The sequence below is a fragment of the Bacteroidales bacterium genome (genome assembly GCA_022647615.1).
In the GTDB taxonomy this organism is placed as follows: domain Bacteria; phylum Bacteroidota; class Bacteroidia; order Bacteroidales; family UBA932; genus Egerieousia.
In genome coordinates this window covers 1,802,442-1,821,494 of record JALCKZ010000001.1, presented here as the reverse complement: position 1 = coordinate 1,821,494, position 19,053 = coordinate 1,802,442, and the positions used below count along the sequence as shown (strand labels likewise).

The window sequence follows — 19,053 nt, the reverse complement described above, 5'->3', positions numbered from 1 at the left end:
TGTTTTTATAAAGTATATTTTGTAACTTTGCGGCGTATGGAAAAATCTTTAAAAATCGGCAATGTAAAGGATTACAAAAACGGAATGTTTTTTCTTATTGCCGGCCCTTGCGTAGTTGAGGGTGAGGAGATTACATTTGAGATTGCTAAAAAGCTAAAGGAAATCACTGAGAAATATAAGGTGCCTTTCATATTCAAAGCATCTTATAAAAAAGCAAACCGTTCCAGCATATCTTCATTTACAGGGATTGGTGATAAAGAGGCGCTTACAATACTTCAAAATATTAAGAAAGAATTGGGCGTTGCAATAGTTACAGATATTCACAGTGTGCAGGAGGCTGATATGGCAGCCTCTTATGATGTTGATATGTTGCAGATTCCAGCATTTTTGTGCAGACAGACTGAATTGCTTGAGGCTGCTGCAAAGACGGGGAAATATGTGAATATTAAAAAGGGACAGTTCTTATCCCCTGAATCAATGCAGTTTGCAGCAAAGAAAGTTACAGATTCCGGCAACATGAAAGTTGTTCTTACTGAGAGAGGAACGACATTTGGATATAATGATTTGGTTGTAGACTTCAAGAGCATTCCAAAAATGCAGAAGTTTGGATTTCCTGTAGTTCTGGATGTTACGCACTCTTTGCAAAAGCCCAATCAGACTAGCGGAATAACGGGCGGAGAGCCTTGGCTTATTCCACATATTGCAAAGGCGGGACTTGCCGTTGGTGCGGACGGATTGTTTATGGAAACTCATCCTTGCCCCGAGCATGCAAAGTCAGATGGTGCAAATATGCTGAAACTAAGTTTAATGGAACCTCTTATTGAACAGCTGGTTACATTAAGGAAAGCTCTTAAGTAAATTGCGGTAAAGTAAAGTGAAGTGAAAAAACTATCTGGATAAATCAATATATAATCTGGATAAAAATATAAACACAATATAAAATGTTTCTAACATCAAGTTTTTCAAAGAGGTATGAAAAATTACCTGTAACCATCTTCAATGAGGCCACTGATGCGGCCAAAATTGTTGTGGAGGATATTATTAAAAAATCACAAGAGAAGGCAAAGAAAGGAGAGAATCTGGTTCTTGCTTTAGCATCTACATCTGCGTGTCTATCAGTTTATGATGAGATGATTAAGGCCGTTAAGGCTAAGAAATTAAGCTTCAAGAATATTGAAGTGTTTGACATGGATGATTATTACCCTTTGGACCGCAATGAGTTGCAAAGTCATTACAGATTTATCAAAGAGTGTTTGGTTGATGAGGTTGACATACCCGCAAAGAACGTCCATTATATTAAGAGCAATAAGATGGATGATGTCCAGAAATATTGCAAAGGTTTTGAGGATGAAATAGCAAAGGCCGGAGGCATAGACGTTTTGATTACCAGCAACATGGGAATGAATGAGCCTGCTTCTGCATACAACTCTGAAACCAGAATGATTGCGCTTAACTACTCTTCCAGAGTGGCTGCAGCAAGTGATTTCTTTGGCGTAGAGGATGTTCCCTATTATGCTATTACAATGGGAATTGCAACAATTCTTAAGTCAAAGGAAATTTATTTTCTAGCTTGGGGAGAAGGTTCCGGAAATGCAGTAAAGTCTTTGGTAGAGGGTGAAGTTGACAGCATGAATCCATCATCTTACCTGCAGGAACATAAGAACATACACGTTTTCATAGATAACTCTGCATCAGTCAAGCTTACAAGAATTGATACTCCTTGGCTTACAGATAAAGTTGAGTGGACTCCTTATCTTATTAGAAAGGCCGTGTTCTGGCTTTGCAGAAAATTGAACAAGCCTATTCTTAAACTTACAGATAGAGATTACAATGATAATTTGATGTCAAATCTTGTCACCACAAAAGGTCCTGCAAGCCAGATTAACATTAAGGTGTTCAATGATTTGCAGCACACGATCAGCGGCTGGCCTGGTGGAAAACCAAATGCAGATGATTCTACCCGTCCCGAGCGCGCCAAACCTTATCCAAAGAGAGTTGTTGTATTCAGTCCGCACCCTGATGATGATGTAATTTCCATGGGCGGTACTCTTGCCAGACTTTCTGAACAAGGACATGACATTTACATGGCTTATGAAACAAGCGGCAACATTGCTGTTTTTGATCATGATGTTGTAAGATATTTGGATTTCATTAGAGAGAGCGCCGGCCTTTTTGGATTCTCAGATGAGAAAGCAAAGAAGCTTTTCACGGACATTAAAGCTGCCCTTGCAAAGAAACATCCCGGTGAGGCTGACCCAATGATTGTCAGACAGATAAAGACGGTTATCCGCCGCGGTGAAGCACGTTCTGCCTGCCGTTACCTTGGAATTCCTGAGAGCCACGTTAACTTCCTTGCATTGCCTTTCTATGAGACCGGCGGTGTCAAGAAAAATCCTCTTAGCAGAAAAGATATAGATATTGTAAAGAAACTTTTGGAGAAAGTAAAGCCTCATCAGATTTTTGCTGCTGGTGATTTATCAGATCCACATGGAACACATAGAGTTTGTTTCCAGGCAGTTATAGCTGCATGTAATGAGCTTAAGAAGGAGTCATGGTTTAAAGATTGCCGTCTTTGGATGTACAGAGGCGCATGGCAGGAGTGGGATGTTGCAGAGGAGGAGATGGCTGTTCCATTGAGCCCGGAAGAGGTTAAGATTAAGAGAGATGCAATCTACCGTCACCAGTCTCAGAAGGACTATCCATTGTTCCCCGGTTCAGATGCACGTGAATTTTGGCTGAGAGCGGAAGAGAGAAACCACAATACGGCGGTAATATTTGACAAGCTGGGAATGGCTGAGTACCAGGCCATTGAGCTTTTTGTTAAATACAAATTTTAATCCCGACAGGTTTACTTTAGTTAGATAAAGAGTTCTTTTATGAACAAAATAGTTAAATCATTAATGCTCCTTGCGGCGCTGCTTTCTTTTGGAAGCGTAAATGCAAGGGGCATTTATGTTCTTAATAACCAAATAGATATGAATACTAAAAAAATCAAGGCTGCTGACAAAACATTGAATACAAATAAAGAAGTTGTGCGCAAAACCTATAAAGTTAAACATGTGAAATTTGCTGCGGCTTCCCCTACTTTTTTGCAGATTAATAAAAAGTTTGAGAGTGAAAAAATAGAGTCCGCCGCAGTAGATGTTGTCAACTGGCCAAAGGCTAACGGAGATTACAAACCTGTCGCGAGCTTTAAGATAATGTACACGGATACAGACATTTATATCCAATACAACGTTAAAGAGAAAGCACTTAAAGCTGTATTTGATAAGGATGAGGGTGCGCAGCCTTGGACTGATGACTGTATGGAATTTTTTATTAAGCCGTCTGATAATTTAGAGGATTCTCTCTATTTTAATCTGGAAATGAACTGCATAGGTCATGGTTTGCTTGGCATGGGCGAAGGGAGAAAAGATAGGCATAATGCGCAGCCGGAAGTAATGAAAATGATTCGCAGATTCTCAACTTTGGGAGATAGCGCCTTTGGTATCAAAGAGATAGAGAAGGAGAACGCACTTGCATCTAATAGAGTTAAAGATAATGATGTGTGCATTACGGGAGATAAATTAGATGAGTATGAATGGACTATGGTGATAGTTCTCCCTATCAAATTAATATGCGAGGATGGCGTTAAAGCTCTGAAAGGCAAGAAGGTAATGGGCAACGTATATAAGTGCGGGGATAAAATGCCTCAGGCTCACTATCTTACATGGAATCCGATTGGAACTCCCAAACCGGATTATCACAGACCTGAATATTTCGGGTATTTTAAATTTGAAAAATAATCTTTGAAAAGGCTTTTGCATCAGGCTATTAGAATGGATAGCCGATGCCAAAGCTGAATTCAAAATTGTTGTGTTTGAACCAGCTGCCTGGCCCTTTCCAAGCAGATGCCGCAGGGTCAAATGTCTTAAATCCAAGGTCCAAGCGCAGCAGCGCAAAGCTCAAATCCAACCTCAGACCTATTCCGCAATCTAGTGCGATATGCTTGTAAAAGTCTTTGCCTCTGAATATTCCGGCGTAGTCTGTTTTCTCGCCTGTGGCTGAATCTGTGCCGCGGTCAAACGTCCAAATATTTCCGGCATCAGCAAACAGTGCGCCCCTCAAAATCCAAAACATTGGAAATCTATATTCAACGTTAGCCTCTAGTTTAATATCTCCAGTCTGGTTTGAAATTCTCCAAGCCGTATCTATTTGCGCATAACCTGGGCCTAAAGTCCTTGGCTGCCAGCCTCTTAAATCATAAGCTCCGCCGCCCCAGAATAATTTCTCAAAAGGAAGAACGGATGAATTTCCATAGCCTCTGCCAACTCCGCCAAGCAATCTCATTGCAACCATGTGGCTCTTGTTCTGTCCCAATTTGATTGTATATACTCCCGACAGTTCCATCTTGTAATATTGAGAATAAGGTGAGTGCCATATCAGTTTTTCTCCATATTCATTATGAGCAAAGTTCTTGTCAAACAGGCTGATTAAGTTGCCGCTCAAATCCAGCGCATATCTGAAATAAAAGAAACTGTGTGCAGGATTTGTAGATGCGTCCGTAGTAAAGTAGACATTGCCACCTACTCCAAGGTCAAAATGGTCTTTATATGAGTTCCTTAGGAATGGGTCATTGAGCTTGTTATAAAATGTTGAGTCCAGGTTATACAGTTTTACAATGTTGGCCTGAATCAGATTTGCTTTGAAAAACCACTTGCCGTACGCAGTCCAAGTGTAACCGTAACTTGCAGATATAATGTTTCTTGTGTACTCCGGACGTTTTTGGTAGCTATATGCGGTTATTATTTCCGTACGAGGAATTGTTTTAGACTGAAACCAGCTGTCGGGAGCTAAAAGGAAATTCGGGACACTCAGAGAGGTGCTGATTCCCAGCTCAGTAGAGTGAACATTGCTGTTAGGTTTAAACTGAAAATCACCCATCACGCTGACTGAGAATAACTCGCCTCCTCTAAATAAATTCTTGTGATAATAAGAGAGTGTCGGGGAAATACCAAACAACCCGTTTGAATTTGTGGAGCCTTGCAGATTAACTTTATAACCCTGTAAAGTATTTGCCATCAGTTTATGTCTGTTTTTACCTTTGATGAATCTATCTCTGTAAGTCCTACGTTTACGCTGGAGAACAGCCCCATTGAACTGAATCTCTGATAAGTAGAGGATACATTGTCTACATTGTATTTTTCTCCGGGCCTTATCATGTTCATTCTGTTAAGCACTTTGCGCCTCAAAAGCAGCGTGCTGCCGGTCTTTTTGTTAAGGCCTATTACATTGATGCGCCTGTACTTGATAGTATCAATTTGAGAACGTATAACTGAAATCATGCTGTCTCTTCTTGCAATCTCAACAGAATCAGTAGATTTTGGCATCCTCATTCTGCGCTGGAAATTTCTCATTGGAGCTATGTAGACATCTCCGAAAGTGTAAACCCTATGCGGCTTTGCCTCTTTAGGCGTTTCATTGCGGGTAAAGTCTTCTATTGCTATATTCAAGTGAGCCAGACCATCATGAGATAATGTATCACCCTTGTAAAAGAAGTAATTTTTTGTAAAACCATAATAGCCTCTATTTCTGTACACAAGCGACATCCTTGCCGATTCTTGTTCCAGCAAATCTTCAGATAGGATTTTTCCCCTCTTTATCAGACTATTACAAGTGTCGGCGAGCATGATTTTTAAAAGAGCAGTATCCTTAATTGAGTATAAAATGCTGTCAATTATATAGCGCCTGCCGGGATAGACAAAATATGTTACGTGAGTCTTTTTATTTTGCGTCTCTATGGAATCTCTTATTTTAGAGTTGTAATATCCCTTGAACTGCAAGTGGTTAACCATGTTAGTCTTGGAACTTTCCACAAGGTCAGGATCAAAAATTACAGGTGCCTGTCCAATTTTCTTGACAAACTTGTCCCACCCTTTGCCGCTGCCGTTGCCTGAATTATAGATATTAATAAAGGGGTTAATTCCAAGAACAGATGAGTTAGGTGTCTGCTTGATATATTTCTGCAGGTCAGATATGCTCTCCTTCTGCCCAAGCCTGCTTAACAAGGCTCCTGAATAAGAAGGAGTATTCATTATCTCTATCTTATTGCTCCTAAGCAGACTCTGGTCATTGGGTATCACCCTGGTCATGCTGCAAGATGCCAGCAGCATGCTGCCCGCAGCCAAAACTACGTATATAGATTTTCTAATCTCCATTTACCGCTCCAAATTTAGATAAAAAAGATGAAAATACCCTGTCGGGAGAATAAATAGAGAGGGTTTGTAAAATATGCATCAGAAATTTGCGCATTCCTGTACAAATGCCTGCTATTATAAATATATTTGTCACCGATTTTAAATCCGAGTGATTTAGATTGCTGAATTTTTATAAAAGTAACTCACTTACATTTTCAAAATGAAAAACAAGTACATAGATTTGGTTGAGCAGTCTTTTGACTGGCCGCAGGATGAATTTAGAGTAGAAGATGACAATCTTTTGTTCCATGAAATTCCAATGATGGATATCATTGAACAATATGGAACTCCTTTGAAACTCACCTATTTGCCAAAGATATCCAGCCAGATTCAGAGGGCAAAAAGAATGTTTAACGTTGCCATGGCCAAGGTCGATTACAAAGGCTCTTACAACTATTGCTACTGCACAAAAAGCTCTCATTTTTCATTTATTCTAGAAGAGGCGCTTAAGAATGACATATTCCTGGAGACATCTTCTGCATTTGATATCAATCTTATTGATTCTCTGTACGATGAGGGAAAATTGAAAGAGGATATGACAATTGTCTGCAACGGTTTTAAAAAGGATACTTACATAGAAAACATATCTGAAAAAATTAACGGCGGATGGAAGAATATTATCCCGGTTATGGATAATATGGGTGAGTTTGATGACCTTGATTCACATATAAAAGTTCCCGCCAAGCTGGGGATAAGAATTGCATCTGAGGAGGAGCCAAAATTTGAATTTTACACAAGCCGGCTGGGCATAAGGTATTCAGATATACTCCCTTTCTATAAGGCAAAACTTGCTAAAAGCAAGAAGTTTACATTAAAGATGCTGCACTTCTTCATCAACACCGGAATTAGGGATAATGCCTATTATTGGAATGAGCTGGCAAAGTGCGTGAATGTATATTGTGACTTGCGCGCAATATGTCCGGAACTTGATTCTCTAAACATCGGAGGCGGCTTCCCTATCAAAAATTCTCTTGTTCAGGATTACGAATATGAGTACATGACTGAGGAGATTGTATCCCAAATAAAAAATATTTGCAAGTCCCGCGGAGTTGCGGAACCAAACATTTTTACAGAATTTGGAAGTTTTACAGTTGGAGAAAGCGGCGCAACTATTTTTCAGGTTTTGGATTGCAAGCAGCAGAATGACAGAGAGCGCTGGTATATGGTTGACAGCTCATTTATGACCACATTGCCAGATACTTGGGGTATTAAGCAGAGGTTTATTTTGCTGCCTATAAATAAGTGGAACTGCGAATATCAACGTGTTTTCCTGGGAGGATTAACGTGCGATTCACAAGATTACTATAATGCTGAAGCTCATGCAAACGCCATCTTCCTTCCTGTTGTGGAGGGCCGTCATGATGAAGAGCCGCTGTATATTGGTTTCTTCCATACAGGTGCATACCAGGAGTCTATTGCCGGATACGGCGGAATTCAGCACTGTCTGCAACCCGCTCCAAAACACGTAATTATAGACCGGGACGAGCACGGCGAATACTTCACAAAACTATTTAGCAAAGAGCAGTCTTACAAGAGCATGCTAAAGATTTTAGGATATTAATCCAAGTCATAATTTTGTTAATTTTGCTCCATGCAATTGTCAAACAAGCAAATAAAAGATATACGCGCACTCCAGCGGAAGAAATTCAGGCAGGAGACAGGCCTATTTGTGGTTGAGGGTGAGAAACTTGTGGAGGAGGCGCTGCATTCAGGCTTTAATGTAAGAGATGTGTATAAATCTTCTGAGATTGGAGATGAGTGCATGGCGCGCATAAGTTCACTTTCTACCCCTTCACCTATTCTTGCAGTAGTTGAGCAAAATAAACAGCCTGAGATTAAAGCATTTATAGCGTCGTTGTTAAATAACTCCAATGAGTGTTCAGAGGAAAAATTCCCGCTTTGTTTAGGTCTCGACAGTGTAAAGGACCCGGGAAATCTTGGAACAATAATCAGATTGGCAGACTGGTATGGCATTAACGCAATCTTTGCATCTGAAGATACAGTAGAGCTTTATAATCCAAAAACAGTACAAGCCACCATGGGCGCAATATTCAGAACTACAGCCATATATAGTAATCTTGCGGAGACTGTAAAGGAGTTTGAAAATGCCGGTTTGCCAGTTTACGGAACCTTTCTGGATGGAACTCTCATCTTGGGAAACAACTGCAATCAAAGCAGTTGCAACAGCTCAACTAATTATATAAAAAAGCGCGGATTGGTAATTATGGGGAGCGAGTCTTTTGGAATCTCCAAAGAGATTGAAAATCTGATACCTGCAGAAAATAAATTATACATCCCATCATTTGGAAAAGACGGCAAAATGAAGCCGCGCAAAGAATTTGCAACCTCAGAGTCTCTTAACGTTGCAACCGCAACAGCCGTTATCTGTCAGGAATTCAGAAGATAATTATTACAAAAACGTTATTACTTAATTAAGTTGAGTGTAAAACAACCATTATGGATGTTTTTTATGTTTAAATTCGCGATAGTTATTAAACAAGCGTGAAGACCTATGGACAAAATCAGAATATTGGTTGTAGATGATGAGGCTACTCTGTGCCAGGCAATTAAGTTCAACCTGGAAGTTGAAGGTTATGCCGCTGATACGGCTTTAAGCGCAGAGGATGTTCTTAAAAGGCCGGCGGCTGAACTCACACAATATTCTCTTATTCTGCTGGATGTGATGATGGGAGAGATTAGCGGCTTTAAGATGGCTCAGATTCTTAAATCCAGACCGGAAACCTCAAAGATTCCCATTATATTTTGCACGGCAAAAGACACAGAAGATGATATGGTTGCGGGGCTGGATATGGGAGCCGATGACTACATTTCCAAACCATTTACAATCAGGACATTGCTTGCACGCGTAAAAAGCGTTTTGAGAAGAACGTCTCCGCACGCCGATATCCATAATGACCTGCTGGATTATGAGACTATTCATATAAACCTTAATAATAAAACTTGTACTGTTGACGGTAATGAGCTGGTGCTCACAAAGAAAGAGTTTGAAGTTCTTGTCCTGCTCTTAGAAAACAGAAATAAAGTCTTATCCAGGGAAGAGATACTTTCTAAAGTATGGGGAGATGACGTTGTGGTTGTAAACCGCACTATTGATGTGACTATCACAAGATTGCGCAAGAAGATAGAACCATACGGAGATTGCATTGTCACCCGCTATGGTTACGGATACATTTTTGAGGAGAGAGAGAAATAAAACAGGCTTTACTTTTATGTAATAGCAATGCGGAAGAAAAATAGACAAATACGTGAAACGCTGATGTTTGTGCTGCTGCTATCTGTAATCTGGATAGCAGCTACCGTCTTTGTTTTTTTCCGGTATTCAAGTGAAAAGCGTTTTAAGGAGGATATGATGAATGCCTCTCTGCAAAGTGTAAATGAGCATGTTGCAGAAATTCTCGGCGACGGTAATAATTACCATTTTGTTCCGCAGGATGATAGGTTTTTCTCCTCTTTGGATAGCAGCTTTAAAGATATAAAGAGAATTTATCCCGATATCCGCATCACAATTATTGAGTCTAATGGCAAAGTTATATATGATTCTTATGAGGGAGCCAAATCTGCCCAAATGCAGAATCACTCATCAAGGCCTGAATTCAGAGATGCAATGAAAAGCGGAAATGGCTTTATTGTGAGGAGATTATCAAAAACCACATCAGAAAATTATTTTTACTCCGCAACAAAAATTGAGCATAATTTATCTATCGGGAAAAAGATAATCAGCGCTCCATATATAGTAAGGAGCGCTCTGCCCTACTCTGTTTCTCTGCAAAAGACTTTGAGCCTTGGTCACTCGTTTGTTTGGTTTATTGCCGGCATGACGTTGCTGCTTAGCCTTATGGCCGTGCTGGTTATAGGGCGCATCAGAAAAGATTCTGAGGAAATTGAGTATCAGCATAATAAGGCAATGCGGGAGGAAGAAGAAAAAATCAGAATAAAGAAGCAGCTCACAAATAATATTAATCATGAACTTAAAACTCCTGTCAGCGGCATAAGTCTTTGCCTGGAGACAATGCTGCGCAATCCAAATATGACGGAGGAGCAGAAGCATGATTTTCTTGCAAAGAGTTACTCGGAAACGCAGAGACTCAGCTCTTTACTGCAAGATGTTTCTACTATTACCCGCATGGATGAGGCACCTGATATGATTAAAAAAGAGAGACTTTATTTGAGCAATATTATCAGAGAAGAAGTTGCAGCTGCTAATCAAATGATTATTTCCAGGCAACATACTGCTGCCGGGACATCCTTAAACTCAGATAGTTCCGATAATATTCCAGGCTCTGATAAATCTGCAATGATTAAAATTCACCTGGTTAATTTAGAGAGCAAGCCGCTTGTAATGTACGGCAATGACTCTCTGCTGCGCTCAATTTTCAGCAATCTGTTAAACAATGCAATTTCATATTCATCTGGAACTGAAATATATATCAAATTAGTAAAAGAGACTCCCGATAAATATTTCTTCTCATTATGGGACAACGGGGTTGGCGTAGATAGTGAGCATCTGCCACATTTGTTTGAGCGTTTCTACAGAGTAGACAAAGGACGTTCCCGCAAGGCCGGCGGAACAGGACTTGGGCTATCCATTGTTAAAAATGCCGTTATAATTCACGGCGGCACAATCACAGTAAACAATTACGTACCAAGCGGTTTGCAATTTGATTTTTCTTTTAAGAAGCAATAATTGAACGTCTTTCCACAATAAATGAAATATTGCCGACAATCTGTTTGTAATATTTTTTATACATTTTTATCACTCTCTTATAACATTGCCGTAACGGTCATGTAATAGTTGCGGCGTTCCTTTGCGTCTGTAAAAATCAACTAACAGATGGACGAGGATATCTATAGTTCTAAAACATTTAAGCGGGAGTTTATTGTTTTTGGATTAGTATTGCTGGCATGCATACTAAGCGCAATCGCAGTTTTTGCAGACAAACAAAATGTCTCTTACCATATAAAAGGTATTGTAAGAGATTCTACATCAGGCACTCCCATTGCCGGAGCAGCAGTAGTGACAGAGAACAAAAAGTTCTATTCTGTTGCGGATGAGCAGGGTCGTTTTGAGGTTCCTATAAACCGCCAGGGTGTCTTTACATTATCGGTCACAATGATGGGATATAAAACCGTAACATTTAGAGCGGAGGCCGGGGCAAAGGATATAATTATTAATATGGTCCCGACAGCTGAATCAATTAACGCTTTGGTTGTTAAGGGAGTAAAAAGGGTCAGCGGAGACATTGGAGTTGTTCAGGCAATGAAATCCACCAACGCAGTTGTGAGCGGAGTATCAGGCAAAGCAATAGCAAACAATCAGGACAGAGATGCAGGTGAGGTAATCAGAAGAATCCCGGGAATCTCTATTATAAATGATAAGTTTATTATTGCAAGAGGCTTGTCCCAGAGATATAACAACGTTTGGATTAACAATGCGTCAACCCCTAGCAGCGAGGCAGATACGCGTTCATTCTCTTTTGATATAATCCCTGCCGGACAGATAGAAAACATAATGATTGTCAAGTCTCCTTCGCCTGAACTTCCTGCCGATTTTTCCGGAGGTTTTGTAAAGATTTCCACAAAAGACACGCCTGAGGAGAAACCATTTTCAATCTCTTACAGCGCCGGAATAAACACCTCTGCACACTTCCATAACTTTCTCTACAACAATGACGGGAATGGTCCGATAGACATAAATAACAATGAGAAAATCTGGAAGATTAAAAGCCACCGTCCTCTGCCTGACCAAAGGGTTTCCGCCTCATTTGGCAAATCTTTTAAACTGCAGAACAACAGGGAGTTTACAATCATAGGCGCAATCAACTGGAGCCTAACTTCCAAGTCCTATCTTAATATGGAGAACTCAAGATTTGGGGTTTATAACAAAATAGAAGATAAGCCGGAATACTTATATAAGTACACGGACAATCAATACTTGAGAACAAACAAAATAGGAGCTCTTTTAAACTTTGCATATATAAGAGCAAACAGCAGATACTACTTTAGAAATATCTTCAACAGAATAGGAACTTCCAAGTATACTAAAAGAGATGGATGGCAGAACATTTCTTCATTATACCTTCAGGAAAAAGCAGAATATGACCACTATACAAGAAATTCCTATAGCGGCCAGGTCTCAGGTGTGCACGATATTTTAAATGGTAAAATTGATTGGGAAACGGGATATTCTTATGCAGACAGAATTCAGCCTGACAGAAGGATTATTAACCGTGAGCAGAATGATTTAGTTGGAGACCCCTACTATGGCATGCTTGGAATAGACCAAAATAACATAGAGAGATGCTCTACAAAACTCCATGAAAATATCGGTTCGGCAGGAGTTAATTATTCCCAATCTTTTCTTAATAATAAGAATCACGATGGTAACGTCTTTGAGCTAAAAGCCGGATTATATGGAGATTACAGAGAGAGAAAATATAACACAAAGGATTATTACTACAGATTCATTGAATCAAATCTGCCGGCAGACTTCAAATATGGAGATGTTGTAAAAGACATAATGCAGCCAAAAAATTTTGGAGAGGACAAACTATACCTGTATGATGATTCAGACAACAGAGATAATTATAAAGGACACAACACATCATTAAATGGCTATGCCGGGTTTGGATTAAATCTTAACAAGATTAAAGTTTATGCCGGAGCCAGATATGAATATTATAAGATGGACCTTATAAGTTACACTCGTACAACAGGTTCCGACACCAAAAAAAGAACATACACATATAATGATCCATTCCCTTCCGTTAACGCTTCATACTCTTTTGATGAGCGACATTTGCTGCGTGCTGCATACGGAATGTCAACAAACCGACCTGAATTCAGAGAGATATCATCTTCCGTTTATTATGATTTTGACCTGTTTAGCGATGTTAAGGGAAATCCCGATTTAAAAGCTGCATATATGCAAAATGCAGATATAAGATATGAGTGGTATCCATCTAATGGAGAAATAATCTCTATAGCAGCATTTTACAAGCATTTCAAAAATCCGATAGAAACAACATTTCTAGATGCCGGAGGGAGCTATACATATACTTTTGAAAATGCCGACAAGGCAAATTTATACGGAATTGAGGCTGAGATTAAAAAGAATCTGGGCTTCATAGGTGCTGAGAATCTGGATGTTTCATTGAATGCCGCATGGATGAAGAGCCGCGTTAATTTCTCCAGCGGCAGCATGGAACATAACAGACCAATGGAGGGGCAGTCCCCCTATCTGATTAACGCAGGAGTCTTTTATAAATATAAAAAGGCAGGACTTTCGGCCGCAGTACTTTACAATAGAATTGGAAAAAGAATTGTAGGCATTGGAAAGACTGATGTTAGCGCAGGAGGTACAATAGACAACAATATCCCGGATATGTACGAGCTGCCGCGCAACCTTATTGATATTGCGCTCAGCAAATCTGTCGGGAGCCATATAGAATTGAAACTCAGCGCAAAAGATATACTAAATGAATATGCTGAATTCTGTCAGTATCCAAAATACACTAATGATAACAGCAAGATAGTATCCAGAAAAGAGATTACTAAAAAGTTCAAGCCGGGGAGGGAATTCATTGCCGGAGTTGTCCTGAAATTTTAAGAAAAATTTATCAAGACCATAATATATAACATAATAAAACGACTTATTAATTACTTAAAAATTAATTGATTATGAGAAAAAATTTTTTGATGGCATGTGCAGCTGCAGCAATATCCGTATTTGGAATTGCTTTAAGCAGCTGCAGCAAAAGTTCTAATGACGCTCCTATTACGCCCACTGACAACCTGGACCAAATCTTGTTTTCAAACAGGACTCAAATAGGAAACGGAGATGCTGAATTTGAGATAAAAGGAAATTATACGCTTCCAAAAGGAACATATACAATGAAGGGATGGTGCTACATTACTGACGGGTCTACGCTGACAATACCGGCAGGTACAATTATCAAAGGAGATAAAGCTACAAAGGCATCACTTATTGTAGAGAGAGGTGGAAAGATAATAGCTCAAGGAACTGCTACAGAGCCAATTGTATTTACTTCTGCACAGCCTGCAGGAAGCAGGAAACCCGGAGATTGGGGCGGAGTTATTATTTGCGGAAAAGCCAAAAACAATCAGACAGAGATGATTATCGAGGGTGGTCCAAGAAGCAAACACGGCGGCAATGACGATGCAGACAATTCAGGCGTATTCAGTTATTGCAGAATTGAGTTTGCAGGTTATCCATTTGCAACTGACCAGGAAATCAACGGTCTTACAATGGGTTCCGTAGGAAGCGGAACAAAGATTGACCACGTGCAGGTTTCATACTCTAATGATGACTCTTTTGAGTGGTTCGGAGGCAGCGTAAACTGCAAATATTTAATTGCTTACCACGGATGGGATGATGAGTTTGACACAGATAACGGTTTCTCGGGAAAAGTGCAGTTCTGCCTTGGAATCAGAGATCCAAAAATTGCTGACCAATCTGCATCTAACGGTTTTGAAAGTGATAACAATGCTAACGGTACAACTGCTACCCCATTTACCTCATGTGTATTTTCTAACATGACAATTATTGGCCCGGCAGTCCAAGATGCCTCATTTGCAAACACTTCCACTTTTATTGATGGTAACGGAATGAACCCTAACAACGGTTCAAGGTTGGGACAATTCCAGGCAGCAATACAGATTAGAAGAAACAGCCACCTATCTTGCTTTAACTCCATTTTTGCAGGATACCCTGTCGGGATACTAATAGAAAACGATAAAGGCTCTGCTACTCAGAGCGCTGCAACAGCCGGCACATTTAAGATTAACAATGTTATTCTTGCAGCATGCACTATTTTGGGTAGTGATAAAAATAAGAGTTTTCTAGACCAGTATTCAGATAACGGCAGTACGTTGGACGCTACAAAAGAGTCATTCTCAAGTACTTTCTTTAAATCAATGACAAGTGATAAATACTATTCTGATTTCTCTTTGTTAAAACTTTCATCATCTGCACAATATGCGCCTCAGACAGGAAGCCCGCTTTTAAATGCGGCAGTATTTACAGACGCATTGCTTAACGGCATGGATAAGGTAACTTACATTGGCGCATTCTCCGGTCCTACAGACACTTGGATGAACGGCTGGACAAACTTCGACCCTCAGCACACTAATTATTAGGATTAATTATTCACTTAATTTCATCCATTCCTCCATCTTGGAGTCACGCATAGATTTAATTTTTTGATATTCCTCTGATAGTTTAGTTAGCTCCTCCGGGGTGTGAATGGCTGAAAGTTCTATTTCAGTTTCTGAGAGACGGTGATCGAGATCTGCGATTTCATTTTCGCACTTCTCGATCTCTTTTTTCTTCTTGCGCGCCTCCTTGCTTTCTGCTCTAAACTGCTGGGAATCAGTTGAACTGTCGTTCTTTTTGCACTCTGCAATCTTTGTATTCTCCTTGTGTTCAGCAACTTCACGCTCTTCTCTGTTATGCTCAAGGTACGCCTGAATACCGCCCAGGTGCTCGCGTACGCGTCCGTCCTTAAATTCGTAAACCTTGCTTACAAGACCGTCCAGGAAATCTCTATCGTGAGAAACAATTATAAGAGTTCCGTCATAACTCAGCAGCGCCTGCTTAAGAACATCTTTGCTCAAAAGGTCCATGTGGTTTGTCGGCTCATCCAAAGCGAGCAAATTATAAGGCTTTAAAATCAGCTTTGCCATAGCCAAACGCGCCCTCTCGCCGCCGCTTAAGACTGCAACTTTCTTATCAATATCCTCTCCTCTGAACAAGAAGGCCGCAAGAATATCGCGCAGCTTAGTACGCACATCTCCTACGGCTATTTTATCCAATGTACCATAGACAGTATCGTTCTTGTCAAGTATATCTTCCTGGTTCTGAGCATAGTATCCGAGGCTCACATTGTACCCTAAAGTTGCGCTTCCGGTTATAGGAGTTAACTGATTGGTTATTACCTTCATAAGCGTAGTTTTACCCTCTCCGTTGCGCCCTACGAACGCTACTTTCTCCCCCCTCTCTACAACTATGTTAACATTGTTCACAATTGTTTTATCTCCGTAACCAATCTGCGCAGAGTCTGTCTTAAAAACCACATTTCCGCTCCTTGGCGCGGGAGGAAATTTTACGTTAAGAGTGCTTGTATCCTCCAGGTCAACTTCAATTCTGTCCAGCTTATCCAGCGCCTTAATTCTGCTTTGAACCTGGTTGCTTTTTGTTGGCTTATATCTGAACCGCGCAATGAAATCCTCCGTTTTCTCAATCATTCTTTGCTGGTTCTCATAAGCCGCCCTCTGCTGTTCCATTCTCTCTTTGCGCAAAATCTTGTATTTGCTGTAAGGGACATCATAGTCATAAATTTTACCCAGCATAATCTCAACAGTTCTCTTGGTGATATTATCCAGGAATTTCCTGTCGTGAGAAATAAGAACTACTGAGCCTTTAAAGTTTTTAAGATAGTCCTCAAACCACTGAATTGACTCAATATCAAGGTGATTTGTAGGCTCATCCAATAGCAGCGCATCTGGTTTTGAGAGTAAAACTTTTGCCAGTTCTATTCTCATGTTCCAGCCCTGGCTTAGCGTATTTGTCTGTCTGTCAAATTCTTCCTCTTTAAAGCCAAGTCCAAGCAAAACTCTTTCTGCCTGCACCCTGGGAGGTTCGCTCTCCATCATAAGAGAACGATCTGTATAATTGTTAAGGTCAATAATCAGTTTTTTATAAGCCTCTGAATCATAATCCGTTCTGCGGCCAAGCTGTTCGTTTATTTCTTCTATCTTTTTATGGATATCAAACAAAGAATTAAACGCCTGCAGAGTCTCCTCCATAACGCTTTTATCCTTAGCATGTTCCATCTGCTGAGGCAAATAACCAAACTTGATATTTTTTGATGTTAATACAGAGCCGCTCGTAGGAGATTGTTCTCCAAGAATTATCTTAAGAAGAGTGGATTTCCCCGCACCGTTTTTCCCAACAAGACCAACCTTATCATTGTCATTTACGTGGAAATTAATGTCATCAAGGAGAGTATAACCTCCAAAAGCAACCGTTAAATTTGTAACTGTAATCATCTATCTCCCCCTCTTTATATAATTACTTAACACCTTTATCACCAATTGTTTCCGCCACATCCGCATCTTCATCTTCATCTTCATTTTCATCATCGTCAGCATCCTCTTTTTTGCTCTTGCACATTGCAATGCTTATTTCATACAACGCATATAGCGGCAGGTCTACTGCAAATAAAGTAAACGGATCTCCTGACGGAGTAATGCCCGCAGAAACAATAAGCAGGATTACAAATGCATGCTTGCGGTACTTCTTGAGCATCTGCTTGTTAATGATGCCAATTTTAGAAAGTATTGCGGCAAGGATTGGGAACTCAAACACAATTCCCATTATCAATATCATTGAGACAAACATATTGATATATGAGCGCAATGAGATTGTATTTACCACATCCGTACTTACTTGATAAGTTCCCAAGAACCTGAGCGTCAGAGGAAAAACAAGGAAATACCCTACAAGCACACCTGTATAAAAAAGCAGGCCTGCAAAACCGAATGCTTTTTCAACTACGTGTTTCTCCTTGGGATACAATGCCGGACGGACAAATGTCCAAAGCTCATAAAATAAATAAGGCATTGCTATGAGCAAAGAGACATAAAATGTTGTGCTTATATGAATAAAGAACTGCGCAGGCAGGTCAATATTAATTATTTGCAGTTTGTAATCCGGGAGAGGATTCTGATGCAGCAAAGCAAGAATATAATTTATACCTCTGTATAAAATGAAGTCATTATCTACCGGACCAAAAACTATCCTGTTGAAAATAAACGTCTTGGCAGAGAACAAAAGACACATAAGCACAATCAAAACTATGATTGGGCGGAATATCACCTTGCGCAATTCGTCAAGGTGCTCCCAGAATGTCATGTCCCCTTCTGCCATTGCTAAAAAACAGAACGCGCAGCAAAGGTCTGCGCATTCAAGTGAAAGAAAGTTTGTTTTAGGTAATTACTTATTAACGGTACTGTCTGTGTGTGAGTTGTTTGCACTACCGTTCAGGCTGCCGTCATCAGTGATATCTTTTTTGATATTATTTATTGTACCCTTAACATCATCTGTATTAATCTCATCCTCAACGCCTTTAACACCATCTTTAAAACTCTTTACACCCTTGCCAAGGCCCTTCATAAGTTCCGGGATTTTCTTTCCACCAAAAAACAGAAGAACTACCAATGCAATAATCAGAAGTTCAGGCAATCCAAAATTTTGAAAAATCAATAGATGATTCATAATGCGTATGTTTTAATTATTTTATATCTCTTTTATCAGAGGCCAAAAGTACCAATATTTTTCAATATTATAACCCAATTTGGTCATCTTTGGGGTAATATGCAGCAAGTTTTTCCAGGACAACTTTTGGGACTCTTGTTGGTTTGCGTGTAACAGAATTAATTACACCAATTACCACAGTGGCATAGCACACAAGCTCCCCTTTTTGATTATAAACCCTCTGGTCATCAATAAATTTTGCAAGAGGCCATTTGGTAAGAGTAGTTACAACCTTAATTTTTTCTCCAAATTTAACAGGGGCCTTATAATGAACATCAATAGAAACTATCGGGAACATAATATGCTGCTCGCTCTCCATCAAATCCACCGGCACTCCCAGCTTAGCCATCATATCGCTCCTTCCGCACTCAAAATATCTTATATAATTAGAGTGATGGACAATACCCATAAGGTCTGTCTCATAATATCTTACGTCTAGTTCTAATTCTGATGTGTACATAA

14 protein-coding genes and 1 pseudogene are annotated in these 19,053 nt (G+C 39.9%); 9 read left to right on the top strand and 6 right to left on the bottom strand.

Annotation, left to right across the window (positions count from 1 at the left end; translation table 11 throughout):
• Positions 1-54: 54 nt before the first annotated feature.
• The 3 genes from kdsA to LKM37_07905 all read left to right on the top strand — a co-directional run bounded on the left by kdsA (position 55) and on the right by LKM37_07905 (position 3,785).
• Positions 55-858, top strand: a complete 804-nt coding sequence (gene kdsA, locus LKM37_07915) for a 3-deoxy-8-phosphooctulonate synthase (protein MCI1720910.1) — start codon at positions 55-57, stop codon at positions 856-858.
• A gap of 83 nt (positions 859-941) precedes the next feature.
• The gene (locus LKM37_07910) at positions 942-2,837 is read left to right on the top strand and encodes a PIG-L family deacetylase (protein ID MCI1720909.1); all 1,896 of its coding nucleotides are present in this window, start codon (positions 942-944) and stop codon (positions 2,835-2,837) included.
• A gap of 39 nt (positions 2,838-2,876) precedes the next feature.
• On the top strand, positions 2,877-3,785 hold the full coding sequence (locus tag LKM37_07905; protein ID MCI1720908.1) for a carbohydrate-binding family 9-like protein: 909 nt from the start codon (positions 2,877-2,879) through the stop codon (positions 3,783-3,785).
• Positions 3,786-3,813: 28 nt separating this feature from the next.
• On the opposite strand, the gene LKM37_07900 is transcribed toward LKM37_07905, so the two are convergent.
• Together LKM37_07900 and LKM37_07895 are read right to left on the bottom strand one after the other, a co-directional pair.
• The gene (locus tag LKM37_07900; protein MCI1720907.1) at positions 3,814-5,061 is read right to left on the bottom strand and encodes a BamA/TamA family outer membrane protein; all 1,248 of its coding nucleotides are present in this window, start codon (positions 5,059-5,061) and stop codon (positions 3,814-3,816) included.
• A complete protein-coding gene (locus tag LKM37_07895; protein ID MCI1720906.1) occupies positions 5,061-6,197 on the bottom strand; it encodes a hypothetical protein in 1,137 nt (378 codons plus the stop codon). Before LKM37_07895 ends, LKM37_07900 begins: the two co-directional genes overlap by 1 nt.
• Before the next feature lie 199 nt (positions 6,198-6,396).
• Here LKM37_07895 and LKM37_07890 point away from each other — a divergent pair, with 199 nt between their 5' ends.
• The 6 genes from LKM37_07890 (at position 6,397) to LKM37_07865 (ending at position 15,413) form a co-directional block, all read left to right on the top strand.
• Positions 6,397-7,797, top strand: a complete 1,401-nt coding sequence (locus LKM37_07890; GenBank protein MCI1720905.1) for an arginine decarboxylase — start codon at positions 6,397-6,399, stop codon at positions 7,795-7,797.
• Positions 7,798-7,827: 30 nt separating this feature from the next.
• Positions 7,828-8,643: an RNA methyltransferase gene (locus LKM37_07885; protein MCI1720904.1), complete on the top strand. Its 816-nt coding sequence runs from the start codon at positions 7,828-7,830 to the stop codon at positions 8,641-8,643.
• 105 nt (positions 8,644-8,748) lie between these two features.
• Positions 8,749-9,450, top strand: a complete 702-nt coding sequence (locus LKM37_07880) for a response regulator transcription factor (protein ID MCI1720903.1) — start codon at positions 8,749-8,751, stop codon at positions 9,448-9,450.
• Between the two features lie 27 nt (positions 9,451-9,477).
• Positions 9,478-10,941 (top strand): ATP-binding protein, encoded by a 1,464-nt coding sequence (locus LKM37_07875; protein MCI1720902.1) that lies wholly within the window; start codon positions 9,478-9,480, stop codon positions 10,939-10,941.
• A gap of 147 nt (positions 10,942-11,088) precedes the next feature.
• On the top strand, positions 11,089-13,863 hold the full coding sequence (locus LKM37_07870) for a TonB-dependent receptor (protein ID MCI1720901.1): 2,775 nt from the start codon (positions 11,089-11,091) through the stop codon (positions 13,861-13,863).
• A 71-nt stretch (positions 13,864-13,934) separates the two neighbouring features.
• Positions 13,935-15,413, top strand: coding sequence for a hypothetical protein (locus tag LKM37_07865; protein ID MCI1720900.1), 1,479 nt, complete (start codon positions 13,935-13,937; stop codon positions 15,411-15,413).
• Positions 15,414-15,419: 6 nt separating this feature from the next.
• Here LKM37_07865 and LKM37_07860 read toward each other — a convergent pair whose 3' ends face one another.
• The 4 genes and pseudogenes from LKM37_07860 to LKM37_07845 all read right to left on the bottom strand — a co-directional run bounded on the left by LKM37_07860 (position 15,420) and on the right by LKM37_07845 (position 19,051).
• Positions 15,420-17,324, bottom strand: a complete 1,905-nt coding sequence (locus LKM37_07860) for an ABC-F family ATP-binding cassette domain-containing protein (protein MCI1720899.1) — start codon at positions 17,322-17,324, stop codon at positions 15,420-15,422.
• A 22-nt stretch (positions 17,325-17,346) separates the two neighbouring features.
• Positions 17,347-18,204 (bottom strand): twin-arginine translocase subunit TatC, encoded by an 858-nt coding sequence (gene tatC / locus LKM37_07855; protein MCI1720898.1) that lies wholly within the window; start codon positions 18,202-18,204, stop codon positions 17,347-17,349.
• A gap of 162 nt (positions 18,205-18,366) precedes the next feature.
• A pseudogene (gene tatA / locus LKM37_07850) lies at positions 18,367-18,552 on the bottom strand (twin-arginine translocase TatA/TatE family subunit).
• Positions 18,553-18,619: 67 nt separating this feature from the next.
• On the bottom strand, positions 18,620-19,051 hold the full coding sequence (locus LKM37_07845; protein ID MCI1720897.1) for an acyl-CoA thioesterase: 432 nt from the start codon (positions 19,049-19,051) through the stop codon (positions 18,620-18,622).
• Positions 19,052-19,053: the final 2 nt, after the last annotated feature.